The organism is Mycoplasmopsis agassizii (assembly GCF_002276225.1).
GTDB lineage: Bacteria > Bacillota_I > Bacilli_A > Mycoplasmatales > Metamycoplasmataceae > Mycoplasmopsis_B > Mycoplasmopsis_B agassizii_A.
This window is the reverse complement of the sequence record NZ_NQNY01000011.1, coordinates 15,062-40,852: the sequence shown is the minus strand read 5'-3', so window position 1 is coordinate 40,852 and position 25,791 is coordinate 15,062. Positions and strand designations below refer to the sequence as shown.

The 25,791-nt window shown below is 28.8% G+C and carries 23 protein-coding genes; 16 read left to right on the top strand and 7 right to left on the bottom strand.

All coding sequences use genetic code 4. The features are described 5' to 3' along the window. The 5 genes from CJJ23_RS03505 (at position 1) to CJJ23_RS03485 (ending at position 6,904) form a co-directional block, all read left to right on the top strand. Positions 1-627, top strand: a complete 627-nt coding sequence (locus CJJ23_RS03505; protein ID WP_095334980.1) for an RDD family protein — start codon at positions 1-3, stop codon at positions 625-627. After that, positions 620-2,803 carry an ATP-dependent helicase gene (locus tag CJJ23_RS03500; protein ID WP_180738025.1) on the top strand — a complete coding sequence of 728 codons (2,184 nt, stop codon included), beginning with the start codon at positions 620-622 and terminating at the stop codon, positions 2,801-2,803. The genes CJJ23_RS03505 and CJJ23_RS03500 overlap by 8 nt, the downstream gene beginning before the upstream one ends. Continuing rightward, positions 2,803-4,374: an MHO_4530 family protein gene (locus tag CJJ23_RS03495; RefSeq protein ID WP_095334978.1), complete on the top strand. Its 1,572-nt coding sequence runs from the start codon at positions 2,803-2,805 to the stop codon at positions 4,372-4,374. The genes CJJ23_RS03500 and CJJ23_RS03495 overlap by 1 nt, the downstream gene beginning before the upstream one ends. Before the next feature lie 39 nt (positions 4,375-4,413). Then, positions 4,414-5,259: a DegV family protein gene (locus CJJ23_RS03490; RefSeq protein ID WP_095334977.1), complete on the top strand. Its 846-nt coding sequence runs from the start codon at positions 4,414-4,416 to the stop codon at positions 5,257-5,259. A 163-nt stretch (positions 5,260-5,422) separates the two neighbouring features. After that, on the top strand, positions 5,423-6,904 hold the full coding sequence (locus tag CJJ23_RS03485) for an amino acid permease (protein WP_180738024.1): 1,482 nt from the start codon (positions 5,423-5,425) through the stop codon (positions 6,902-6,904). A 45-nt stretch (positions 6,905-6,949) separates the two neighbouring features. On the opposite strand, the gene dnaJ is transcribed toward CJJ23_RS03485, so the two are convergent. From dnaJ to CJJ23_RS03460, 5 genes are all read right to left on the bottom strand, one after another. Further along, complete coding sequence (dnaJ, locus tag CJJ23_RS03480; RefSeq protein ID WP_095334975.1) at positions 6,950-8,077, bottom strand: molecular chaperone DnaJ; 1,128 nt, start codon at positions 8,075-8,077, stop codon at positions 6,950-6,952. A 151-nt stretch (positions 8,078-8,228) separates the two neighbouring features. Then, positions 8,229-8,687: a hypothetical protein gene (locus CJJ23_RS03475; protein ID WP_095334974.1), complete on the bottom strand. Its 459-nt coding sequence runs from the start codon at positions 8,685-8,687 to the stop codon at positions 8,229-8,231. A 3-nt stretch (positions 8,688-8,690) separates the two neighbouring features. After that, positions 8,691-9,524: an alpha/beta fold hydrolase gene (locus CJJ23_RS03470; protein WP_095334973.1), complete on the bottom strand. Its 834-nt coding sequence runs from the start codon at positions 9,522-9,524 to the stop codon at positions 8,691-8,693. Further along, positions 9,524-10,519: a lipoate--protein ligase gene (locus tag CJJ23_RS03465; RefSeq protein WP_095334972.1), complete on the bottom strand. Its 996-nt coding sequence runs from the start codon at positions 10,517-10,519 to the stop codon at positions 9,524-9,526. Before CJJ23_RS03465 ends, CJJ23_RS03470 begins: the two co-directional genes overlap by 1 nt. Continuing rightward, entirely contained in the window at positions 10,520-10,870 is a 351-nt protein-coding gene (locus tag CJJ23_RS03460) for a hypothetical protein (protein ID WP_095334971.1), read from the bottom strand. It abuts the gene before it with no gap. A gap of 168 nt (positions 10,871-11,038) precedes the next feature. Between CJJ23_RS03460 and CJJ23_RS03455 the strand changes: the two genes are divergently transcribed. Continuing rightward, positions 11,039-13,222: a glucose PTS transporter subunit IIA gene (locus CJJ23_RS03455; RefSeq protein ID WP_095334970.1), complete on the top strand. Its 2,184-nt coding sequence runs from the start codon at positions 11,039-11,041 to the stop codon at positions 13,220-13,222. Between the two features lie 47 nt (positions 13,223-13,269). On the opposite strand, the gene CJJ23_RS03450 is transcribed toward CJJ23_RS03455, so the two are convergent. Then, a complete protein-coding gene (locus CJJ23_RS03450) occupies positions 13,270-13,866 on the bottom strand; it encodes a hypothetical protein (protein ID WP_095334969.1) in 597 nt (198 codons plus the stop codon). Between the two features lie 197 nt (positions 13,867-14,063). On the opposite strand from CJJ23_RS03450, the gene CJJ23_RS03445 reads away from it, so the two are divergent. The 6 genes from CJJ23_RS03445 (at position 14,064) to CJJ23_RS03420 (ending at position 19,707) form a co-directional block, all read left to right on the top strand. After that, positions 14,064-15,554, top strand: coding sequence for a glycoside hydrolase family 32 protein (locus CJJ23_RS03445; RefSeq protein ID WP_095334968.1), 1,491 nt, complete (start codon positions 14,064-14,066; stop codon positions 15,552-15,554). Continuing rightward, on the top strand, positions 15,554-16,483 hold the full coding sequence (locus CJJ23_RS03440) for a carbohydrate kinase family protein (RefSeq protein WP_095334967.1): 930 nt from the start codon (positions 15,554-15,556) through the stop codon (positions 16,481-16,483). The genes CJJ23_RS03445 and CJJ23_RS03440 overlap by 1 nt, the downstream gene beginning before the upstream one ends. Position 16,484: 1 nt before the next feature. Further along, the gene (locus CJJ23_RS03435; RefSeq protein WP_095334966.1) at positions 16,485-17,462 is read left to right on the top strand and encodes a ribose-phosphate pyrophosphokinase; all 978 of its coding nucleotides are present in this window, start codon (positions 16,485-16,487) and stop codon (positions 17,460-17,462) included. Continuing rightward, positions 17,452-18,123 (top strand): 16S rRNA (guanine(527)-N(7))-methyltransferase RsmG, encoded by a 672-nt coding sequence (gene rsmG, locus CJJ23_RS03430; RefSeq protein ID WP_095334965.1) that lies wholly within the window; start codon positions 17,452-17,454, stop codon positions 18,121-18,123. The genes CJJ23_RS03435 and rsmG overlap by 11 nt, the downstream gene beginning before the upstream one ends. Positions 18,124-18,388: 265 nt before the next feature. Continuing rightward, the gene (locus CJJ23_RS03425) at positions 18,389-18,742 is read left to right on the top strand and encodes a hypothetical protein (RefSeq protein WP_095334964.1); all 354 of its coding nucleotides are present in this window, start codon (positions 18,389-18,391) and stop codon (positions 18,740-18,742) included. 38 nt (positions 18,743-18,780) lie between these two features. Beyond that, on the top strand, positions 18,781-19,707 hold the full coding sequence (locus tag CJJ23_RS03420) for a hypothetical protein (RefSeq protein WP_095334963.1): 927 nt from the start codon (positions 18,781-18,783) through the stop codon (positions 19,705-19,707). A gap of 85 nt (positions 19,708-19,792) precedes the next feature. On the opposite strand, the gene CJJ23_RS03415 is transcribed toward CJJ23_RS03420, so the two are convergent. Beyond that, positions 19,793-21,616 (bottom strand): hypothetical protein, encoded by a 1,824-nt coding sequence (locus CJJ23_RS03415; RefSeq protein ID WP_095334962.1) that lies wholly within the window; start codon positions 21,614-21,616, stop codon positions 19,793-19,795. 255 nt (positions 21,617-21,871) lie between these two features. Between CJJ23_RS03415 and trpS the strand changes: the two genes are divergently transcribed. From trpS to CJJ23_RS03395, 4 genes are all read left to right on the top strand, one after another. Continuing rightward, positions 21,872-22,882, top strand: coding sequence for a tryptophan--tRNA ligase (gene trpS, locus CJJ23_RS03410; protein ID WP_095334961.1), 1,011 nt, complete (start codon positions 21,872-21,874; stop codon positions 22,880-22,882). A 1-nt stretch (position 22,883) separates the two neighbouring features. Beyond that, a complete protein-coding gene (gene thrS / locus CJJ23_RS03405; protein ID WP_095334960.1) occupies positions 22,884-24,641 on the top strand; it encodes a threonine--tRNA ligase in 1,758 nt (585 codons plus the stop codon). Further along, positions 24,634-25,245: a hypothetical protein gene (locus CJJ23_RS03400; protein WP_095334959.1), complete on the top strand. Its 612-nt coding sequence runs from the start codon at positions 24,634-24,636 to the stop codon at positions 25,243-25,245. The genes thrS and CJJ23_RS03400 overlap by 8 nt, the downstream gene beginning before the upstream one ends. Positions 25,246-25,556: 311 nt before the next feature. Further along, positions 25,557-25,790 carry a hypothetical protein gene (locus CJJ23_RS03395; protein ID WP_095334958.1) on the top strand — a complete coding sequence of 78 codons (234 nt, stop codon included), beginning with the start codon at positions 25,557-25,559 and terminating at the stop codon, positions 25,788-25,790. The last annotated feature ends 1 nt before the right edge of the window (position 25,791 follow it).

Below are 25,791 nucleotides of genomic sequence, written 5' to 3'. Positions count from 1 at the left end.
ATGTATAAAAAAGCAAACTATTTTTTAAGATTAGGTGTTTTTGTAATTGACGTTGGTTTTAATGCATTAGTAATTTGACTGCTAAGTTTTATAATTAAGATTGAAAATGATTTAATTGAATTTAATAGCTATTATATTTTTTTAGCAACTTCAATTATTGAATTATTTATTTACTTTTATATAGTTCCTTTAATCTTTAAAAATAGAACATTATCTTTGTGAATTTGGAACTTAAGTTTTAGAACTTTTGAAGGTGATTCAATCACTTATAAAAAATTAGTAAAACGACAAGCAATGCTAAGTGGAGCTATTATATTTACGTTCATCGTTTTGATGGCAGCAGTATCTCCAGACCTTGCTAACAAGGTCAAAAATAAAGTCGAACAAACTTATTGAGAACAAGTTTTATATGCATTACCATCAGGTTTTGCAGGTGTCATAATTATTTTTTCATTTATAAATATTATGACATCAATGTTTTCAATATCGAAAATTTCAATCGTTGATCGCATTCACAAAAGCACACTTTACACTAACAAAAAGGTCATTGAAGTTAGTTCGAAAGAATTAAAAATAATTTTTCATCAACACAAAAAAATTATTTGGGAAGGAAATGAAAATGTCTAATAACGAGGAAAAGAAAATTGATTCTTTAATTGATGATTTAAATCCACAACAAAAAATTGCTGTGCTGCATAACTCTAATTCGCTAAGAATTATTGCAGGTGCTGGAACAGGTAAAACAAAAGTTTTAACTCGTAAGATTTCATATCTAATTACAAGAATGGATGTTGCTCCAGAAAGTATTTTAGCAATTACTTTTACAAATAAAGCAGCAATCGCCATGCGACGTCGTTTGCAACGACACCTTGGTAAATTAGTTAAAAAAGTTTACGTGGAAACTTTTTATACTTTGTGTACAAAGATTCTAAGAAAAGACAGTCATTTAATTAAAATTAAAAATGATTTCACAATTCTAGATGATATCGAAACACTTGAAATCATGAAAAGAATCTACAAAAGGCTGAATATCGATGAAACCTTAATCAGTTATAAGTTTGCTATTAGAGCAATTTCTCATGACAAATTAAATGATTTTTTTGATTCACAACTACTTAGTGGAATTCGTTTAACTCCTGAAGAAGAAGTGGCAATTCAAAAAATAATTGCTGCTTATAATGCTTATTTAAAAAATCATAATATTTTAGATTTAGAAGATCTACTAATTTTAACTCACCGCTTATTAGTCTTTTACCCGCAAATTGCTGAAGAATGACAAGATAAATTTAAATATGTATTAGTTGATGAATTTCAAGATATCAATATTATTCAATACGGTATCTTAGAAATCATTAGTAAAAAATCTAATGTTACAGTAGTGGGTGATTCTGATCAAACCATTTATTCATGGCGAGGTGCTGATGTTAAGTTGTTTTTAAACTTTGATCAAGATTACCCTAATTTAACAACTATCATGCTAACTGAGAATTATCGTTCTAACGAGAAAATTTTGGAAGCAGCTAATAGCTTAATTTCAAAAAATAAGTTACGTTTTGACAAAAACTTATTTACAAGTAAAGCAGGTGGCCATGAAATTGAATTTAATCACGCTTTTAGTTCTGAAGCTGAAGCTCGCTGAATAGTTTCAAAAATAAATGAACTTAAAAAGCAAAAAATTCAATTAAAAAACATTGCTATTCTTTATCGCTCTAACTATTTAATTAGAGCACTTGAACAACAACTTGTTTTAGAAAACATCAACCATATTGTGTATGGTGGTGTTAAATTCTACGAGCAACCGATCGTAAAACAAGTTATGTGATTTTTAAGAGTTTTATATGATACAAGTAACATTGCTTTTGAAAATGTTATTAATTTACCTGTGCAAAGAGTAACTCCTGATTCACTGAAAAAGATTATCGATGCAAGTGATTTAGAAAAAACTAATGGAATTTATAAGTATCTTTTACAAAACTATAGCAAATTAAAAATTTCTGCGAAGGAAAGAAAATCCTTATTAGCCTTTTTAAAGGAAATTGCTAAGTTCAAAAAAATCTTTGCTAACGAAGGAAGCAAAGCAAAAATTTCTTATATTTTAGAAAACTTTTTAATCAATATTGACTTTTATAATCACCTTGAAAAACACACTCAAGATGAAGATGATGCAATTCAAATTATTAACGAACTTTATAGTGCTGCAGATAAATGACAAAACGAAAATCCTGATGCAACACTAAAAGATTGGTTTGAATATGTAACCTTATTTAGTGAAAATGAAGAAGTTAATAAAGGTAATAATTATGTTTCATTAATGACAGTTCATAATTCAAAAGGACTGGAATTTGAAAACGTATTTTTAATGTCTATGTCAGATACTACGTTCCCTTTTTATTCAAGAACACAAGATGAAAATGGTAATGAAGATGAAGACAAAATTGAAGAGGAAAGAAGACTTGCTTATGTTGCAATTACAAGAGCAAAAGAGCGCTTATATATCTCAAACGCAAGAGGTGTTGATTTAACAACTCACAAGCAAAAGATACCTTCAAGATTTATTAAAGAAATGAATATTGATCTTGAAAAACATATTATGAATTTAGATTCTTTAGGTCAAGAATTAGATCATAATTTAAAAGAAAAAATTTGAGTAATTGGTGATCATGTTACCCACAGAAGTTTTGGTGAAGGTGAAATTGTTGACATTAAAAATAAAGATGATATTGTTGTTGTCTTTCAAAAAGAAGGGCTAAAAGTTATTAAGAAAAATCACGAAGCAATTAGATTAATTCCGAGGCAAAAATAATGCTTCAATCCTTTATTATTTTGATCGTTGTTTTATGTTTTGTAGCACTTTTCATATTACTAACTTTTTTAAATGTAGAGTGAATTTATAACTCAAAAATTTATGGTGTAAGTAACCTAGTTTTTGATCTTCATAATAAACGTGTTTCAAAAATGACTTTTGATCCTTTTAATTTTGGTTCATTTGAAAACGGAAATGAAAAGGATAAATTTTCAAAAGGATACTGAATAGCTTATGAAGCTTTTTTTGCTAGAGCAAATTTTAATGATGAAATTAAAACTAAAATAAAAGACATTTTAAATAACTGAAATGAGAATCAAAAAACTACTCAGCAAATTTTTATTGACAATCGCCAAACATCTGAAAAGCCCCTAAAAGTGCTTAATTGGTTCTCTTTTAATAAAAAAAATAGTATCAGAATTATTTTCAGACAAGCAGAAGATAATAAGATTATTGCTAACTTTAAATGATCAAAAGATTTAGTTTCTCAACAGACAGATTATCGTGATGAGATTTTAGAATGAAATCAAATTTTAAATATTAGAGGTACTTTTAAAAGTTTTATTGGACTAGAAATTAAGGCTGGTAAAAGAGATAACTTAAAATATTTGATTAAAAAATTAAATTCACTCTACCATCGTAAAAAGACTTACATACTTTTAAAAAATGACCTTGTTTTTATCATGGTTAATGATCAAAATTTGAAGTTAGTTAAGAAACATATTCATGGAATTTTGCAAGCAATTAAATCAGAAAATAATGGCTGATTTTTAAAAAATTTTTACAGTCATCTTGCTGTTGTTGAAATGAAAAATGTTAAGTTTGTAGATGATTTAGAAAACCTTGAATTAAGAATGAGATATGCTTTAACTGAAAGTAAAGTTGACAAAGAAACATATTGATTTGAAATTGATACTATTGATTTTACAGAGTATGAAATTTTCAAAAGTAATGTCGTAAATATCATGCGCGAGTTATCTAGTTTTGATTATGATCTTAAAAGAATTCGTGAGTATGGAACTAATAAAGTTTTATCAAATACTTATGCAAAATATAAGATCAAAAATGTTGAAAAATCTGAAGTAGAAAACATTACAAAAAGTATTTATTATAAAAATTTAATCAATGATTTTTTTGTCAGTTTTGTTGAAGAAAATTACAAAGAAACACGCCGTATTTTTATAGATATTCGTGATGAAACTTTTTTATCAATTGGTCATAATTTAAAAAATACGCAAGTTGCTTATATTATTAATATAATTGATATTGATATGATTGATCCAGTCGAAAAGTTTTTAAAAAGTAATAACTTTAACGTTCGTTTAGGAGTTAAATTACATTCTATTAACGAAAGAATATTTGATTTTGTAATGAATGTAAAACCCAATTTTCTAGTAATTGCTAAAGAAATTGGTATGAATATTAGCAATGAAAAAAACTACTTATATTTAAGTTATTTAAACTATTTAAACAACTTAAATCACACCAATATGATAATCGAAAATGTTCCTGCAAACCTTGAAGAAAACATTGTTAAGAAGACAGGATTAACTTATTGGTTAGAAAATTAGAAAAAAGGAAAAAATAAAAAATAGTTTATAATTAAGATTATGAAAAAACTTGGAATTATTCTTGATTCATTCTCAACTCTTACGGATGAGGAAGCAAATCAATTTGACTATGGAATGTTAAAACTTAACTACGAACTAGATGGTATTCTTCACGAAGACATTATCAAAGTTCACAACAAAGAAACTAGAAACGCTTTTGAAGATGCAAAAATTATTAGAACTTCATTGCCTAACCTTACTAAGATTGAGGAAACAATCAAAGACAAAGCACAAAAATATGATGAAGTTTTAGTTCTACCTATTCCTTCAAATTTAAGTGGTACCTTTAACGCAGCTTCTCAGGTTGCAAAAAACTACAAAAACGTTACAGTTTTTGATCATAACTTCAGTTGTGGTGCAATTATTGCAATTGCCAAAGAAGCACAAAGACTTTATGAATCAGGAATGGCTCTTGCTGAAATTCTTAAAAAGGTTAAAAAATTGAGCGACCAAACCTTTACTTTAGTTGGTCTTGAAAGTCTTGATTACATTGCTAAAGGTGGAAGATTACAAAAAATCCCACCTGCCGTTTTAAAACTGATTAAGATCAAACCTATTTTAGAATTTAAAGAAAAAAATTCATTTAAAGGCTTTAAATTTACTTCAAGTAACATGGTTACAAAGATGTTTTCAATTATTGAAAAGCAAATTGGAGGCTGAAATAATGTTGACCTATATGACTTTCACATCATGCACTATTTTGATGGAGAAATCTATAGTGAAGCAATTAAACAAGCTGAAAATAATAAGATAACTTACGCTTCAAACTTATGAGGATCATTAACAGTTATGGCTCATACTGGACCTACAAGTGTTGGTATCTGTATCACTCCTAAAATAAATTAAGCAGAAAATATTTTCTGCTTTTTTTAATTGCTGAATAGGCAATTATTTTTTTAGATGATAAGCCTTAAAAAAACAAAAAGGTTAAAAAAGACAACTTTTTTTGCGTAAAAGTGACTTTTTACTCTAAAATCACATTATGCAAAAAATTAAACAAATTAGTTATATGTCAGCCCTAATAATCATTATTGGTTCAACTATTGGTGCTGGGATATTTTTTAAAAATAGAAATATTGCACGTTATGCACAGGGTGATTTAGGCTTTATTATTGCTTCTTGAATCATCGCTGCAGTAGGTGTTATTTTTCTAGCCTTGGCTTTAATTGAAGTTTCTTCAGTCAGCCGTGATGATAAAGGTTTTTTAGCGTGAATTAAGAAGTTTAACTACCGTTTTTTCAGTCGTTATACTTCTAGTTACATGCTTTTAATTTCACTTCCTTTACAGTTTTTAACTCTACCTTTATTTGTCGTGCAAACCTTGCAAGATGCAGGTGGGTTTCAACTAAATGGTTGATTTGTAGCCCTAATTGCTCTAGGAATTTTCTCATGACTTTCATTCATGAACTTTTATTCACTTAGAGCAGGAGAGACATTAGCATGATTTTTTACTTTCTTAAAGTACATACCTTTAGTAGTTGCTCCAATTATTGCTTATGTAGCAAGTGGTAATGCGGCTTTTTCTAATCAGATACCACTAGCAAATCGTGGCTCATTACCTAGTGGAAGTTTATCTTCTTATTCACGCTGACTTGGTTTACTAGCGGCAATGCCTTCAATTATTTTTGTTTATGATGGTTTTTACACAACAACTTCACTACGTTCAAATTTAAATAATAAAAATTCTTTAGGTTGATTAATGGTAATTGCAATTGTAATTGTAACTGCAACTTACTTATTCTTAACTATTGCTTTTGGTATTGGAACAAGCAGTGGAACTATCGGCGGAATTTATGAAGGTGCCGTGCCTAACTGAGTAGTTATTACTATGAATGTTTTAGTTTCAATGTCAATTTTAGGTCTGATTAATAACCAAGTTATGTCACTACCTAGAATTTATAGAGTCTCTTTAGAAGAAAAAGAATTTTACTTTTTAAAATGATTCCATGACTTATTTAAATTTAAATCAACACGAAATTCAGCATTTGCTTTCTTTATAACTATTGTATTATCATATTTTGCAGTTTGTGTACCAATTGGTTTATATGCTTTAACCAGTTCAAGTGGTGCAGACTATGGACAATTGGCAGCTAATTTATATGATATTGCTGACTTAATTACAGGCTTTAGTTCACTAGTTATTTTCTTTTGATTAGCATGAGCACTTGTTGGTGCTTTGAGAAATCGCTGAACAAATAAGGTTGAAGTTAAGAAAAATAAATTTTTTATTCCTACAGCAATTATTGGTTCAATCTTTGTTTTCTTATCAGTTGGTTACTTTACTTTAGAAGCGATTGTTAATATGTTTGCAACTGATGGTAGTGACCAAGTTAACGCTATTATTAAATTTGTTTTTTTTGTTTTCACTTTAGTTGCACCTTTAATAGTTGTCTTAATTGAGAATGAAAACAAGAAATTCTGAGCTTGAAATCAAGAAAAACCTACTTTTTCCTTAAAAACTATTTTTAATAAAAAGATAGTTGCTAAATAAATTAAATGAAAATGGTGCTTTGCGAGCACCATTTTTTATTAGTTTTTAGTCAAAGTTTTTCATGAATTCTTCATTGATATCATCTTTTGCAGATTCAAGAATGTCTTTAAGTTTTTTAGTAGTTTTCTTATCGTAAGAAGCAACTGTAAATTTCAAGACTATTTTTAAGTCACCGTTACCACGTTGGGTTCTTACACCTTTTCCCTTAATACTTACTACTAAATCATTGGTATAAGATGACTTCATCTTAATTTTTTCATTACCATGTGGAGTAGGTACACTGATTGTGTTTTCGAGAATAATATCTCTAATTGAAACAGGTAAGTTGATGTAGATATCGTTATTAACTCTTCTGTAATATTTATGCTCTTCAACATAAACTGTTAAATATAAGTCACCATTATCTCCACCATTAAAGCCTGGTCCACCATAACCTGTAACTACTAAATCCTGACCACTTGTAATTCCTGCGGGAATTTTGATCTTAATATTTTTCTTAGTTTTGATAGTTTGTTTACCATGACATTTTGAACATTTTTTCAAAATTTCATGACCTTCACCACCACAAGTATGACAAATGCTTTGCTGTTGGAAAGTACCAAACATAGTTTTTGTTTGGTGGTTTTCATAACCTTTTCCTTTACAGGTTGAACAGGTTCTTACATCTTCAGGTTTTTCGTAACCTTTTCCTGAACAGACATTACAGTTTTCATAATGGTCAATAGTTTGCTCAATTTCAGTTCCTAAAACTGCGTCTAAAAATGAAATTGATAATCTAATTCTGTATGATTCACCCTTGGATTTTCTAGGTCCATAACCTGCACGAGAATACCCTGATTCTCTACCACCAAAAGGTGAACGCCCTCCGAAAAAAGATTCAAAGATGTCGCTCATACTTCCGCCAAAATCTTCAAAGCCACCTGCTTGGAAACCACTTCCAAATGGATTATTTGCTCCATCATGTCCGTATTTATCATAGGCAGCACGCTTGCTTGAATCACTTAAAACTTCATATGCTTCATTGATGTCTTTCATTTTTTGTTCAGCATCAGCTGATTTATTTACATCGGGATGATACTCTTTTGCTAGCTTTCTATAAGCAGTTTTGATTGTCTTATCATCTGCATCTCTAGAAACGCCGAGAATTTCATAATAGTCGTTTTTTTTACTCATAAATTCATTTTAGCACAAAACACCCGAGAGTGCTAAATGATATTTATATTTTTTAAACTGAAAGTTTTTAGCTTTTTCTACAAAAAGCATAAAAATTTTATTTGTTATCTTTCAAAAAAGGTAAATAAAAAACACCTTGTCGGTGTTTTAATTAAACTGGTTTTTTGTCAATCTTAATTGCGACAATTCAAGTTATTAATGTTGAAACAAATAAGCCAATATAAAAGAAAAGCATAAATCAATATAGTCAAGCAGCTTCTACTTGTAAAATGCTAACTATTATATAAAGAGCAATTGCTGCAAATTGTAAAATTACAAAAATTCTTAAGAGAATTGGTATTGCTTTAAATGTCAAGGACATGAATAAAGTTCTGATAAAAATAGCGGCTAAAATTATTCAAGAAATAATATTAGTTATGATCGTAAATAACCAATTTATGATCTGAGGATTATTTGCAATAAATGTTCCAACTGTTTCGTTTGCGTTTGCAATTTTTGTAATAATTTCAGCTCGATAATGAAGAGCAACAATTGCTCCGATTACAAAAAATGCAAGAATAATTATTGCTATAAAATTTCTTCTAGCACGTTTTCTAAATCCACCAAACATGAATTAACTCCAGTCCTTATTTGCTATTATTTGCAACATTTTATTTTCAATAATTTCAGCACATCTTTTTATTTGATCAAAGAAAATTGCGTGACCTGCATTATGAATAATTTCTAATTTTATATTTAGTTCTTGACCTATTTTTTGTAGTTGAATAAGGGGAACATATAAATCATTTTCCGCAGCGACGATAGTAATTTTTTTACTATTATTTTTAAAATATAAATGAGAATAATTTTCTAAAAAATTTTTATCAAACATCTCTTCAAGCAAGTTTGAATATTTTTCATATTTTATTTTTGAAGCTGCTACACTTTGAATTGCTAAGCGATCAACACTACTTAAATATTGTGGTATCTTTGTGTAAGATAAATTTAATAAAGATGTTTTTGCTTGCTCTAAAGTTTGTGGTATTAATCAAGTTTTTACTTCATCAATATTTTGCTCTTCATCTGCAAAATAATTATGTGGAGCGAAAAATATGGCTTCATCTACGATACCATCATTTAATACTTTTAAAGTTGGAATTGCACCCATAGAATGACAAATTATTAAGTCAATTTTAATGCCTAATTCTTGAATAAAATTTTTTACAAATGGAATTAATTCATTAATGTCTGCTACCCTATTAATTTCAGGATTTGAGTTATGAGAATGACCGTGATAAGGAAGGTCTAAAGTGATTAAATCATAACTTCTTTTAAACTGCAAAACTTGGATGATTGTTGAGTAACTTGCACCAAAGCCATGAACGAACAAAACCTTCGGTTTACCGTTGTTTTCGATCGCATAACGCGTTGTTCATTCACCAAATTGTAGCTTTTTAATTTCGTACATTAAACCTCTTTTTTACCCATAATTAAATCAATTATTTCTTCCAAAGTTATTGTTCCAAAATAATCTGAATATTTAAATTTTGCTAGTGTTTCATAAATCTTATTTCGGTTATATTCAACACCAATTAAAGCACTAGAAATATCTTCAGTATCTGTCTGACTTAAGTAGTCTCCTTCGAATTTAAAATTCTCAAAACGAGAATTTTTTACGGTGTAATTTACTTTCATAATCCCACCTTCAAATTTATCTTCGTTACTTACTTCAAACAATGGACTCTTTCCATATATTCATTGATGAGAAGATTTTTCAGCTGCTAAAGATGCTCATTTTAAAGCATATCTTTCATAAGGAATTTCAAATTTTTGAGCATTATATTTTTCAATAAATCAATTAACTAATTGCTTTTTAAATTCAGAAACTTCCATTGGTTTTTTCAATAAAGAATTAATTGATGCAACTCTTTGACTAATTGATTTAATCCCTTTTGATTTTAATTTTAAGGGATTAACTCTTAAGACTTTTTGCATCACATCTAAATTAATATTTATTAAAATGGTACCATGATGAACCATTCTTGATGGTGTTGCATATTGAGCATTTCCACTAACCTTAAAACCATTAACTGATAAGTCATTTCTACCTTTATAAGCAACTTCTAAACCTAATGATTCAAGAAATCCTACAACAGGTTTTAAGAAGGTTTCATAGTTACCTTTTGAATGAGTAATATATGAAAAATTAATGTTTCCCATATCTTGATAAACTGCTCCACCACCTGAAATTCTTCTAAAAATTTTGACATCATTTTCATGTGCATAATCTAGATTAACTTCTTGGTAAGCGTTTTGATTTCTCCCAATAAAAACTGTATGATCATTTTGATAAAAAAAGACAACATCGTCTTTAATTTCTGGGTCTCTTAAAATCAATTCTTCTAAAGTTAAATTAACAAATGGATCAGTTGAATCAATTAATAATCACTTGACATTCTTCATTTATTTTTCCTCAATATAGGTCTCAAAATTGCTAACTGTTAATCAACTATTTTTAAATGATTCTAATTTTTCTTTATTCAGTTTTAAGCTATCAATTCCTGATAAATAAATTTTGCTAAACTCTCATTTTGGTAAGTGTTTGTTTTTGTGAAGATAATAATAAAGATCTTCATAGAAGAACTCAAAATATTTAGTTTCACTTAAATCACTTAAATCACGAAGAGGTCCTTTGACCTCAATTCATAAACTTTGTCAACCAAATTTATGAACATGAAAATCAAATGATAAATTTAGTTCTTTAGCACTTACATAATTGCTATTGCTAGAGTCTTGGTATTTTCTTTCGTACATGTATAAACCACCTTTTTTTAATTATATTGAACCAGCACAAATATCACAAAAATAAATAAAAAATAAATATTTAGAAATTTGTGAAAAATTTTGCAGGTGTGCAATTTATTTTTCCAAATTTTTAACTATTCTAATAATATTTAATGGTGACTTTAAAAAAGGAGAAAAATGAAAAAATCCCAATTTTTTGATGCCGCCGAGAAAACTTTAGAAGCTCTTGGTGGTAAGGAAAATATTGTTGATAGTTATCATTGTGCTACTCGGCTAAGAAGTTATGTTAAAGATAAATCTAAAGTTGATGTTAAAAAGATCAAATCTTTAGGCTTAGCCAAAGGTACAAATTGAGATGGCGATCAATTTCAGATCATTTTCGGAGCAGGGACAGTTAACAAAGTTTTTGATGAGTTTTCAAAAATGCTACCTAAAAATACCGCTTCAAACAATGATAAACCTGTAAAAAAACAAGGTTTTCACTGAGATAAAAGAAACAAGTGATACTCAAACATCTTTTTAATGATTCGTTTTGGTGTACGTTACTTTGCAGATATTTTTATCCCGCTGATTCCAGTTTTTATCGTTGGTGGTATTTCACTAGCGCTTGTAAACTTTATTTCTGCAATTGCTGATGTAAATACTAACTACCACGCAGCAAATGCTAGAACAGTTTTTGATATGGTCGGTGGAGCAGTCTTTGGCTTCTTACCTGCCTTTATTGGTTTTACGGCGATGAAAAAATTTGGAGGTAATCCATTTTACGGTCTAGCAATTGGACTGATTATGGTTGCGCCTAACTTAGTTAATTCTTGAAATGTAAACGGAACATTGTCAGCAATGTCAATCATCGGAGCACCAGCTAATGGATCAAGATTAGAAGACGGAACTATTGCAACTTATGCTCTATTCCCAGATTTTCCTGAATTCTTCCAATTCAGATTAGTAGGTTACCAAGCACAGGTTTTCCCAGTTATTGCTGTTGTCTTGATGGCTTACTTTATCGAAAAAGTTCTAAAAAAATACTTGCCAGAATTTATTGCAATTCTAGCAATTCCTCTAGGAACAGTTTTAATCACAATGTTCTTTGGATTCTGAATCGTAGGACCTGCGTTTAAATATGTAGCGATCGGCTTATCAGAAGCCTTCAAGTGATTGTTTAATTCAACTAACATCGCAGGATTAGGTTTTGGTGGACTAGTTTTTGCCTTCTTCTACCCATTCTTAGTTGTAACAGGACTTCATCAAGGTTTCTTACCAATAGAGACCCAATTAATTGCTGACCAAGGTTTTTCATGAATTACACCAGTTGCAACCGTTTCAAATATTTCGCAAGGAATGGCTGGGTTAGCAATGATTGTTTGATTCTTAGTTCATAAAAAACGCACCGAAGCGATTAAACATGTCCCTGGTGCTGTTTCTGCTAACCTAGGAATAACTGAGCCAGTTTTATATGGATTAAACGTACCTTTAAAATTTGCTTTCATTGGAGCAGCGATTGGTTCAGCAGCTGGGGGTTATTGAATTGGAGCAACTCACACCGTTTCTAATTCACTAGGTTCTGCTTCATGATTAGGTTTCATCCAATTTGATTTTACTAATAATGGACAAGCCTGATTAGCATACATGGCAGATAAAAATGCTATGTTGAAAAATTTAGCACCAGTTGCTAATATCGGAATTGCTTCAGCAATTGCCACAGTCTTTGCTTTCTTTTCAACCTATGGCTTAACCCTTACAAGATGAGGAAAACGAGCAATCAAAGAGTTTTTTGGTGAAGCAGTTGAAGAAAAATTAAACCGTAAACAAAAACGTGCTAAAAAACAAGAAGTTGTTTTAGCAGGCACAAATCAGGCAGTTAATTTAGCTGCAGATACACCAAAAAAAGAGTTTGAAGAGTTAAAAGTTTATTCACCTATTGCAGGTAAAATGAAAAGCATTGAAGACTTTCCAGACCCTACTTTTGCAGCTAGATTGCTAGGTGATGGAGTTATGTTCATTCCTGATCCAAGTGCAAGTACAGTCAATGTTTATGCACCAATTAGCGGTAAGGTTGAAACAGTTTTACCTACAGGTCATGCATATGGAATTACAAATGATGATAACATATCAGTCTTTATGCACCTTGGGGTTGACACAGTTAACTTAAACGGCGAAGGCTTTAAACCTTTAGTTTCGCAAGGTGATTTTGTTAAAGCAGGACAACTAATTGCTACTTATGAAGCAAATGCTATTCGCCATCGAGTTAAAAGTGTTGATGTGGCAATGGTTGTGCTTGATGAATCACAATATAAAAACATTGATAAACGTATGTATCGTGATGTACAAGCAAGACAATTTGCTTTTGTAGTGAAAAAATAGACAATAAAAATATTCGCCAGCAAGCGAATATTTTTTAATCCTTTAAACTATCTAATATTGTTTTTGTCTAAAACCTTGTGGATCTTTTTAACATCTTCATCGATGCGTTTAACATCTTTTTCAATGCGCTCGTTGAATTTGATCTGATTTTCCATAAAGTTTTCAACTTTATTGTTAAATTGTTTTTGTTCAGCATTAGTTTGTTTTTGTTCTTCCATGAAAGCTTCTACTTTTTTATTGAATTGTTTTTGTTCAGCATTAGTTTGTTTTTGCTCTTCCATGAAAGCTTCAACTTTTTTATTGAATTGCTTTTGTTCGGCATTAGTTTTTTGTTGCTCCACCATAAAAGCTTCTACTTTTTCGTTGAATTGCTTTTGTTCACCTATAAAGCCAACAACTTGTTTATTAAACTCTCTTTGCTCTGCTTGGAACGCAATTAAAATTTTTGCTAAATCTTCTACTTTCACTTTTCCTCCAGTTCTATCTATATCACCTTCTTTATATTCATTCGATGATATTGTACAAAATTTTAGATGTTCATCATTTGGAAAACAATTAATCTTTATATTTTGGTATTCAATGAACAATTCTTCAACTTTTTTGCTTGCTTGCTTAGATGTCCTAAAATCTTTGTCGTATTTCACTAATTCTCCTGCGTAAGTTTTTTTATTAATTTAATTATACACTAATTTTAGGTTCAAATATGTGTAGCATTTAAAAAACCAAAAAAACCTAAAACACTATTCAAAATCAGTTTTGGAATAAATTCTAAACTTCTTAAATATTAATTTAATAAAATCATTAACAGTTTAAAAAATTACATATAATAATTAACATAAATATGAAACCACATGATCAGAATTTATTTGCTTCTTGAATGAAAGAAAAAGCAAATTCTTATTTTAAAAGAAATTCTAATAACCTAGAGGAAATCAAGCAAAAGCATTTACTTGCCCGTAAAGATCCTTACTTTAATGTTGTGCATTTATCTGCGCATTCAGGCTTAATAAACGACCCAAATGGGTTAGTTTACAAAGATGGAAAATACTTTATTTTTTATCAATGAAGCCCCTATTTACCACTTCATCATGTCAAAAAATGAGGTCTATATACTAGCGAAAACTTATTAAGTTTTGAAGATAAAAAACTAGGTTTAGAAATTGAAAAACATGATGAAAGAAATGGCTTATATTCAGGGGGTGCCCTACTTGATGATGATCAAAAAACTTACATTTACTGAACAGGTAATTTTAAAAAAACAACTGAAGATGAAGATGATAATTCATCAATATGAGTTGGAGAATTAGTTGATGCAAAAATAGTAAATAGAAATAGGTTATTTGAAACTGACAAATCTAAATTTACACGTCATTTTAGAGATCCAAAAGTTTTCAAACATGGAAAAAAATATTATTTGTTTTTAGGTGTTCAGGATACTAATTTAAAGGGTCATATTGGTGTTTATGAATCATCATTTCCTGACAAAAATTTTTCGTTTAAATCAGTAATGAAAATTGGAAATTTTGACACTCAAGATGTTTACATGTTTGAGTGTCCAGACATGATTAGATGAAATGAAAATTATTTTTCACTTTTAGTTTCAACTCAAGGAAAAAAATATTTTAGAGAAAATCATGACATTAATTTATCTCCACATGTAAATGTCTTTTTAAATGGAAAATATGATTTTGAAAATAATATTTTTGAGGTAAATAACTATCAAATTATAGATTATGGTTTTGATTTTTATGCTTCACAAATTGTTGCTCCTAATGAAAAAACAAAAATGCTTTTTGCTTGATTAGGAATGCCTGATACTGAACAGTACGCAACCTTTGAACATATGTGAGCACATAATTTATCCTTACCAAGAGTACTTTCCTTAAAAGATAATTATGTTTATTCAAAAGTGGCAAAACCTTATTATGATAATTTGAAAAAATTAAATTTGATTTTAGACGAAAATATAAAAACTGAATTACCTTTCAGAAATATGTTCCTAGAATTTGAAATAAAAAATAATTTTGAAATTATTTTATGTAATGAAAAAGATGAAAAATTTGAAATTAAATATCAAAATAATGATTTTGAAATTGATAAATCAAAGATGTCTTATTTACACGGGGAAAACTTCTCAAACACTCGAAAAATACGTAATTTGCGTATAGATAAATTAGAAATTTTTTTAGATAATTCATTGATTGAAATATTTATAAATGATGGTGAATATTCATTTAGCAGTAAATATTTTATAAGTGGAGATTTATATATAAAAACTAAAAATATAAAAACAAATTTAGTTTTTGAAATACCAAAGATAGAGGTCAAATAATGATTAAAATTTTTTTACCAGGTGAAGCCTTAATTGATCAGATTAGAAAATCAGATCGTGAAATTAATAGCATTGGTGGTGCAACCTTTAATGTTGCTCATGCTTTAAGTAGATATGATTATCTAGAAACTTTTTTTATAGGCTCAGTCGGTAATGATAAATATGGAAAATTAATAAATGATTTTGCTGACAAAAATAATATTAAAAAAACATATTTAAAGACTATTGAAAAACCAACAACTATTGCAATTAAAACTCTTGCAGATAATGGTGAAAGATCATTTTTATTTGAAAGAGGAGCGGATGAAGATTTAGAATTTGTTAACGAAAATTTCGATGTCCTATTTTTATCTTCAGCAACTTCTGTTGCAACAGAAAAGAGTGCTAAAGTTTACAAACAATATTTAGATAAAGCAACAGAACAAAAAAAGATAATAATTTATGATCCTAATTATCGTGCCTTTTTATTTAATGATGATCCTGAAAAATTTAAAGAAATTGCATTACCATATTTAAATAAAGCACACATTATAAAACTATCAGAGGAAGAAGCAAATATCTTATCTAAAAAACATGAATTTAAAAATTTAGCATTTGAAAATAGCATCCTTATTTTTATTACTTTAGGTAAAGATGGATGCATGATAGTTGACAAAGATAACGGTGTTCATTTAATTGAATCAATTAAAATTAATCAAGTAGATACAACTGGTGCAGGAGATGCATTTATTGCAAATGTGACTGCTCAATTATTAAAAAAATATCCTAACTTAGATAAGCTAAAAAAGATCAAAGTTGAATCAATTAAAGAGATTGTTAAGAAGGCAAATATTGCTGCAGCAATTACCACTACTAGAGATGGTGCAGCAGAAGCAATGCCTGAATTAAACGAGATCGAAGACACTTATACAAAAACCCAAGGAAACTAACATGCCTAATAAAAATTTCTTATTATTTGCCCTACCAGGAACTGAACATTTAGCCAATAAAATATGTAGTTGTCTAAACACAAATTTAGCAGAAACTGAATACACCAGATTTGCAGATGGTGAAGTTTTGATAAAATCAAAAACCACCGTTAGAAATCTAGATGTTTATATTGTTGTTTCAACTTCACTAAGCGTTAATGATCGTTTGATGGAATTATTAATTTTTGTCGACTCATTAAAAAGAGCTTCTGCAAAATCAATTACGGTTATTTTTACTTACTTTGGATATGCAAGACAAGATCGTAAGTCAAAAGGGAGAGAACCTATTACTGCAAAGTTAGTGGCTAATCTTTTAGAAAGTGCTGGCGTGACAAAAGTAGTTGCGGTGGATTTACATAATCCTAGCATCCAAGGATTCTTTGATGTACCAGTTGATGACTTAAGAGCTCACTATGTTTTATCAACTGAGTTAGCAAGTAGAAATGAACGTTTTACTATTGTTTCACCTGATTATGGTGGTACAGTTAGAGCAAGATTAACTGCTGAATTAATTAGTAACGATATTCAAATCGCAATCGTTGATAAGCGCCGTACAGGTATTAATAAAACTGAAGTGCTAGGTTTAATTGGTGATGTACGTGGTAAAAATGTTGTCATCGTTGATGACATTATTGATACTGGCGGAACTATTATAAAAGCTGCTGAAACACTTAAAAAATATGGCGCTAAGAAAATAATTGTTGCTGCTAGTCACGGAATTTTTACAAAAGGTTTTGAAATTTTTGAAAATTCAGAAGTAGTTGATGAAGTAATTATTACTGACTCAATCAGACAAGAAAAAATGTTTAAGCAATTCAAAAAATTAACAATTATTAGTCTAGCAGACTTTATTTCACAAGTAATTGTGGCAATGACTGAAAACAGAAGTATTTCAGATATTTATAAAAAACTACGAGATGGAGTTATAAATGACATTTAAGGAACAGTGTCGGTATTTGGTAACAAATGAGCAGTTTTCAAAACTGAATGAATATGTAAAACTGATTGAGCAAGATAATGCTCACTATAATTTAACAGGCTTTAAAGGTGATGAACTTTGAGAGCATGGTATTTATCAATCTTTAATTGCTTATCGCAATAAAATCTCTGAAAACATCCTTGTAGCAGATATTGGTACTGGTGCAGGTTTTCCTATTATTCCTGTTTTAATTGCCAATAGCACTATTAAATTAACTGTTTTTGAACCTCAAAAAAAGCGTGCGATTTTTTTGAGTAAGGTTAAACGTTTAATAGATATTCCCTTTGAAATTGTGCAGGAAAGAATTGAATCTTATACAACTAAAACTAATTATTTTGACCTGATTACAGCAAGAGCCGTGATGTCATTGCAACAACTGATGGAAGCAACTATTCACATTGGAAAAAATAATGCTGAATATTTATTTTTAAAAGGTTTAAATGTTGAAAAAGAAATTCGTGAAGCAAAAAACACAGCTAATTTTTTTGGTTTAACACCTGAAGTTGAGCACATCGAAAATAAAAGCGATCATACAATTAACCTAGTTAAATATCGAAAAACTAGAACAGAACCAATTGGTTTTCCGAGAGCATGAATCAAAATTAAGACTCAACCATTATAAAAAACTGGGTAATTTTATTTCAAATAAGTTAGCATTGAGTGCTAACTTTTTTCAATTGATGTTTTAACTAGATATTTTAAAGCACTACTTTTTGAAAGATCATAAGTTTTTTATAAATTGAGAAAACTTTTACCAGAAAGTATAATCATAATAGGTGTTAAAAACCTTGCTTCATTTTTATCTCATGTAGTTTTTAGTTAATTAAAACTAACCAACTTGTTCAAAGAAACATGAGACTTGATTCAAAATTTTTTAAAGGTGTTATATGAAAATTACTAAGAAAAAAATAATCTTTACGCTGTCAACTGTATCTTTATTAGCAGTTTCTGGTACTGCGATTGCTTGTGGTGATAAAGTTGTTTATGGTGATGAACCTGGTGTAAATATTGAGCTTTTCGATAAATTTAATACATATACATTACCTGATTCAAAAACTGTGGAATATTTTGAATTCAAAAGTAGTGGTTATCCTGCTATCTATAATAAAAGTCTCGATAGAATTAAACCTGTTATTATTTATAACTCGAATCAGATGTTGGAATCTTACAAAACTGAAGAAAATCTATTGTTAAATACTACGAAGAAAGAACAAAAACAGGTTCTCCAGGCTATCCTTTAATAGATATAATTCAACAACTAGACAAATATATTTCTTTCATGAAAGATAAATTCACAGATGATTTTTTCGCTGAAAAAATCATAATTTTTGACTATGGAAATAATGCTAGTGCAAGAGTTATTGTCGATGAAGAAGACTTTAGAGAAAAAGCTGGTGAGATTGTTAATTTAAACAATCTTGAAGTTAAAGGTAAAGATATAACCCTTACATATTCTTATAAAAATTTTCGATATTATAAATCACTTCAAGAACATCAACATGTAGAAAATTACGGAATTGTTTATTCGTTAAACAAAAAAGATTTTAATATTAATGGTGATGGCTATCAAGTCAAAAAACAACTTTATAATTATTCAGAACCAACTCCTATAGAAAAAAGAAACTTAAAAATTAATTCAGCACTTTCACAAAACTTGCACCTGAATACAGAAACTTCGGCCTTAAAATGGTTTAAAACTGAAGATGGTCCTGAAACAAAAAGTTACTTTACAGCAACACATATTAAAGAAAAATCTGAATTTGAAACACTATTAAATAGTTTTATTGAAGGCTACAAAAAAGACTATCAAAAAGATTTTTCTGAAACAGTTAAGAAACAACTACTCGAAGAATATAGCGAGGAATTTTTCAAAGATAATGACTTGCTTTTATTAGTTGCTGATAAATATCAAAACCAATTTCAACTTTTTGATGAGTTTATTGAAAACTCTTTTTATACTAGTTTAGATTTTAATAATGCAAACTTTAAAGTTTATAAATCTGCTGTAAAAGTACCTGATATAGTTGTTCCACAAACTTATGATCTTGTCACTTATGAAAAAGATATAACTAAATTTAATAACCATAATAATTTTGCATATAGAGGAAGCACCTTATTTTTCAAACTTCCTAAAAAATCAATTAGCAAATTAAAATTTTCTACATCTGTAGAAATTCTTCTTTTTGGTTTTAAAAAATTTGATTAAGAAAACTGGTGAAAACCAGTTTTTTTGTATTAAAAACCTTGTTCATTTATTTGTGAACAAGGAAAATTTTTAATTTTTTATTGAATTAAAGTGTAATTTTTAGAGTGACTGGAGTGCTAAAAACCTCTGTTTTTGAGTTATCTTTGCCACCAATTTTGAAAGTAACTTCTAAATAATTCTCAGTTTCATTCACTTTTGATGTTAAATCTTGGACAGCATGAGATAGTTTTGAAACTAGAGCGAATGATCTACTATCAAGACCTGTAATTATTAAATTATCAAATAGTCTATCTAATGGTACGAGCCCATTTTTATCTTTTTTGTAAATTTTATCAAAATTCTTTTTAAGATCTGCAAGTGATTTTTCTTTTCTTGCTCACTTATAAGTTTTATCATTAATATCGCTTGCAAGAAAATCTAAATTTTCTTTGTTAGATTCAAGATTTGGTTTAAGATTAGCCACTTTTAAGTCAACCTGAATGAATGCAGTTTTTTTAGGTTCTGGTATAACTATCAACAATGCAAAACGCAATTCTGTTCCATCTTTAGATGGAGTTATATAAGTGTTAAGAACTTCAAAATCTTTTAATTTTTCAATTAATTTGGGCTCAAACATTAATTCTATAAGTGGTTTAAATTTACTATAAGTGCCTTGTGGAGTACTATTTCTGATTTTAGCAACATTATCCTTATATAACTTGTAAAAAGCTGACAAGGTTGTTTGATATTCATTCCATGCTGGATTAGGTGAATAAGATGGTTCAGCGTTTAACTCTTTTTCTAAATCTAGAATTTTTTTATAACTTTCCTTACCATCAAACTTAACAAAACGCAGAGTAGTTGTAGCTTTTATTGTGGGATCACTAGCATTACTTAAAGTGACATCCACAGTGAAATTTTCTTCAGTTTCATCAGGTTTTCAGTTACTGAAAGTCATCTTATTTTGATAATTATCAAGATATTGATTAGCAATATCTTGAACTTCTTTAGGAGTTTTTCTTTCTTTTTCTGCATCAAATAATTTATGTAGAAAAATTAAGTAATTATCTTTATTATTTTCTTCGACCCATTTTTTAAATACAGAGTAAACACCAAGGTTAAGATGTTTTTTTGCTTTTATATCTCTTATTGCGTATTGGGCATTAATTTCCAACTTACCAAGCACTTCTGCAAGTTGAGTAAGTTCTGCTTGAGTAGCCACTCTTGCTAAGTTGTGCATTGTTCAAGTAACATTTTCTTTAATTGCTTCATTAAGTTTTAATGTCGCAACAACATCAATTGAACTTTTGTTCTTATTTAGACTCAACTTGATTTTAGTGATTTTGGCTTGTCCTAAATCTTCAGTAAAATTTTTAGTTAAACGATCAGCAACTGAAAAACGGTGATTGGGTCTAGAATAAATTCTTGTAACACCTTCAATTGACTGTTCAGCATTACCTAATTTAGGATTATCGCCTTGACCTGGGTAAGTACTTTGATAATTTCCTACCCTTAATTTAGCAGCAATTTCTTCTAATTTCTTAGTGTCAATTGAGATAGTTCTTGATACAGGTTTATCTGGATTAGTTCTAGGCTTTTCAAATTTAGTTGTACCATCACCTTGTTTAGGTTTTTCAGATTTAGTTGTAGCATCACCCTGCTTAGACTTTTGAGTATCTTTGACTTCGCTAGGTTTATCTTTAGGTTGATCTACCTTTTTGGTATCAGATGGTTTATCAACTTCTTTACCATCGACCTGTTTAGGTTTATCACCTACATCTTTTGGTTTTTCTACAGGTTTAGAAGGTTTATCAACATCTGGAGTTTTTTCTTTTGGAGTAATTGCTGTACAAGCAATTGCAGCTGTTGAAATAGCAGTAACTGCTGTAGTTGTAACTAATAGCAGTTTTTTCTTAAAATATAATTTCATTTTGTTCTCTTTCTTGTTTTAGTTTTTGTACTCAATTTTGTTTAAACACCTCTTTAAACAAAATTAATACTTTTTAAATATTACTCCTAGAAGTCTTAAAAATTCCAAATTAATGGTTATTATCATGGCTCAATACTTATTAACTTTATTTAATTTTAATAACTAATTTAAAAGCAAAAAATACCTTTTTAAATTGATAAACATCAATTTAAAAACACTAAGAAAGAACGGTAAAAATCTTATATAATTTAATTTATGAACGAAGCGATTAAGAAAAAGATTGCAGTAAGTGGAATTACTGCTACTGGTAACTTGACTTTAGGAAATTATATTGGCGCTATTAAGAACTTTTTGAATTATCAGGATAATTCAAAAATGTATATCTTTGTCGCTGATCTACATGCCTTAACTGGAGAAGTTAAACCTGAAGAATTAAGAAACAATATCCGCAACATCACTGCCTTATATTTAGCTTGTGGACTTGATCCTGAAAAAGTTGTAATCTTTAAACAAAGCGATGTTTCTGAACATGCTTTAATGCAGTGATTACTTTTAAACCAAACAACAATCGGCGAACTATCTCGAATGACACAATTTAAAGATAAAAGTCAAGGGGTAAAAATTGCTAATGGCACAAGCAGTATTCCAACTGGTTTATTGATTTATCCAGTCTTAATGGCAGGTGACATTTTACTTTATAATCCTGATTTTGTGCCAGTAGGAATTGATCAAAAACAACACCTAGAACTTACGCAAAATTTAGCTAAAAAAATTAATAATAAATATAAAACTAAATTTACAATTCCTGAAATTTCTTTAGTTAAAGAAGGGCAAAAAATTATGTCTCTTCTTAGCCCTGATAAGAAAATGTCAAAGTCATCTTTAAATAAAAAAGAAACTATTTTTCTATTAGATAAACCTGAAGAAGCAAGAAAAAAAATCTTATCTGCTTTAACTGATAGTGAAAATAAAATTTACTTTTCAAAAGATAAACCAGGAGTAAGTAATTTACTAACAATTAATGCTGTTTTATCTAATCGTACAATTGAAGAATTAGAAAAACATTTTGAAAATAAAAACTATAAAAATTTAAAAGATGAGACTGCAGAAATTGTTGTAAACTTTTTAACAATTATCCAAACTAAATATCACGAATCTTTAAAAGATGTTGATCGTATTTTAGAGAATGGAGCAAAACAAGCAAAGGAAAGAGCAAGTTTTTATCTTAATCAATTAATGATAAAAATTGGCTTGAAAGATAAATAAAATGGCAAACTACTTAAATTGAAAATTTAAATTAAATAAAGAATTAAATCATACAGCATCGCACTTATTAGCAACTGCTGTTTTAAAACTATTTCCAAATACTAAGCTAGGATTTGGTCCAACAATTGATGAAGGTTTTTATTATGATTTTGATTTTGCACAACCTATTAATGATCGTGATCTTTTAAAAATTGAAAAGGAAATGAGAAACATTGCTAAACAAAATTTAGCAATGAAAAAAGTAGGAATTGAACACTATTCTTTTGATCATCAACCTTATAAAAAAGAGCTATATGATGAGTATGTAAAAGACGGTCGTAATATTACTTTTTATTCCCTTCAAAATAAAGATCAAAAAGACATTTTTGTCGACCTTTGTGCAGGAGGTCATATTGACCAAACTAAGGACGTAAAAAACTTTAAATTGCTTTCAATTGCAGGTGCATATTGAAGGGGAGATAGCAATAATAAACAGCTAACTAGAATTTATGGAACAGCCTGAGATACTGAAGAAGAATTAGCAAATTATTTAGAAATTTTAAAAGAGAGAAAAGAACGAGATCACCGTAAAATAGGGGCTGATATGGAGATTTTTATGTTCCATCCAATGTCAGGTCAAGGCTTTCCTATTTGACTTCCTAACGGAATGATTATTAAAAATAAATTACAATCTTTAGTTTTAAAATTAGATCGTAAATACGGTTATCATGAAGTTTATACACCTCCTTTTGGAGAAGAAAGTTTATATAAAACTTCAGGTCATTTAGACCATTATCGTGCAGACATGTTTACTCCTTTAATTGTTGAAAATGAACGCTTAATTCCACGACCTATGACATGTCCACATCATACCTTAATTTATTCTGCAACAAGACGTTCATATCGTGATTTACCTCTTCGTTTAAATGAGCAATCTAGACTTTATAGATATGAAAAATCTGGTGCCTTAACAGGACTTGAAAGAGTGCGTGCAATGGAGTTAACTGAAGGTCATATTTTTGTTGCTCGTGACAAAATTCATGAAGAAATGATGCATCAATTAAAATTAATTTTAGAGATTCAAAAAATTCTAAAATTAGATTTAGATTACATTTCTCTTTCTCTTCGTGATAAAGATAAATCTAAATTTATTGATGATGAACAGATGTGAGTCGAATCCGAAAAAGCATTAAAAGCAGTGCTTGATGAAGCAGGTTTAAAATATGAAATCAAATACGGAGAAGCAGCTTTTTATGGACCTAAAATTGACTTCCAAGTTAAAACAGTTTTAAATCATGAAATTACAGTTTCAACTTTACAACTTGATTTTTCTCTTCCACAAAAATTTAATTTAACTTATATTTCAAATGATGAAACTAAAATTCATCCTGTCTTAATTCATCGTGGTTTAATTGGAACTTATGAAAGATTTATTTCAATTTTATTAGAACAAAGTAAAGGTAATTTACCCTTTTGATTAGCTCCTATTCAAGCAGTTATAATTCCTCTTGGAGAAAAACATCAAGAATATGCAAAGGCTATTTATGAAAAATTATTTAATTTAAATTATGATGTAAAATTAGATAGTAGAAATGAAAGTGTTGCTAAAAAAATTAGACATTGACAAATGTCTAAAGCTAAATATCAAGTCGTAATTGGTGATTCAGAAATTGAAAATCAAACACTAACAATTAGAGCATATGGAGAGCAAACTTCAACTACTTATAAAGTTGATGAACTGATTGAAATATTTAAGAAGAAAGTAGAAAATTATGAGTAAAAATAAAATTGCTTTTTACAAAAATCATTCATTTATAATGAATGCAATTATCGTAATTTCTACAGTTATTATAGGTATTTCAGGATTAGTTATTTTAGCTGCTTCAAGAGCAAATGATCCTTTTCCAGAAGATAGTTATTTAGGTATCAATTTTGGTTTATTAACTGCTGTCTCAGTTGTTGTAATGGTTGCTAACTTTGTCATGTTTTGATATCGCTTGATTAAGATTCAAGGAATTGTAATTTCTTTTTCTGCCTACTTATTACTATCAATTATTATTTTGACTTATCAATATGCACAAACAGAACAACAATGAATTTTAATTGTACCTTTCGTAGTTGTTTTACTTATTTCATTTGTCTTATTAGTTGTTGCTTATAAATTCGATGCAAAGATTTCTTCATGAACAAGAAAAAATAAAAAAGCAACAAAATTTTTAGACCCAATTGAAGAAATGGAAAATCCTGTTTTTCCAGAGGTATCTCAAACCACTCAACTTCAAGAAATTGCTGATTTACAAATTGAAGAAGTTCAAAAAAATCAAGCTGAAATTCTAGATACTTCAAAACGTAAAAAAGCTAAAAGTAAAAACAGAAGAAAATAACATTTAAGTCGCTAGTTTAGCGATTTTTTTGTTTTTGTATCTATTTTTTATCTTAAGAAGATTGGCTCCCTTATTACAAATTTTATATTTTCAATTTTTTCAAATCTTATTACAATTCATAATGCAAAATTTGAAATAATCTGTTTAAATAAGCACTAAAAATGAATTTAAAAAATTTTTATTTGAAAATTGATGAATGTTTTATTTTAAGAATAAAATTGATTATAATATCATTATAAACATTTAATTAAATATTACAATTAAAGATAAAAAATATTCCAGCAGGAAATAGCTATTCATGAGTTGAAAATATGCATGATCATGGTTTAAATGATTTTAAAAGCCAAATGTCTAATAACCTAGAAACTATGATCAAACTACAGGTAGAATGATCAGAAGACTATTATGAAGGAATGGAATGGAAAGTTGTGGATGGTTGGTTTGCTTTACCAAGGTTATTCATTAGAACACAAAAAGATGGAGATCGAGAAGTAGAATTATTCAATTTCAACTGAGGCAACAGAGTCCCTTTTAGAAAGAAATAAA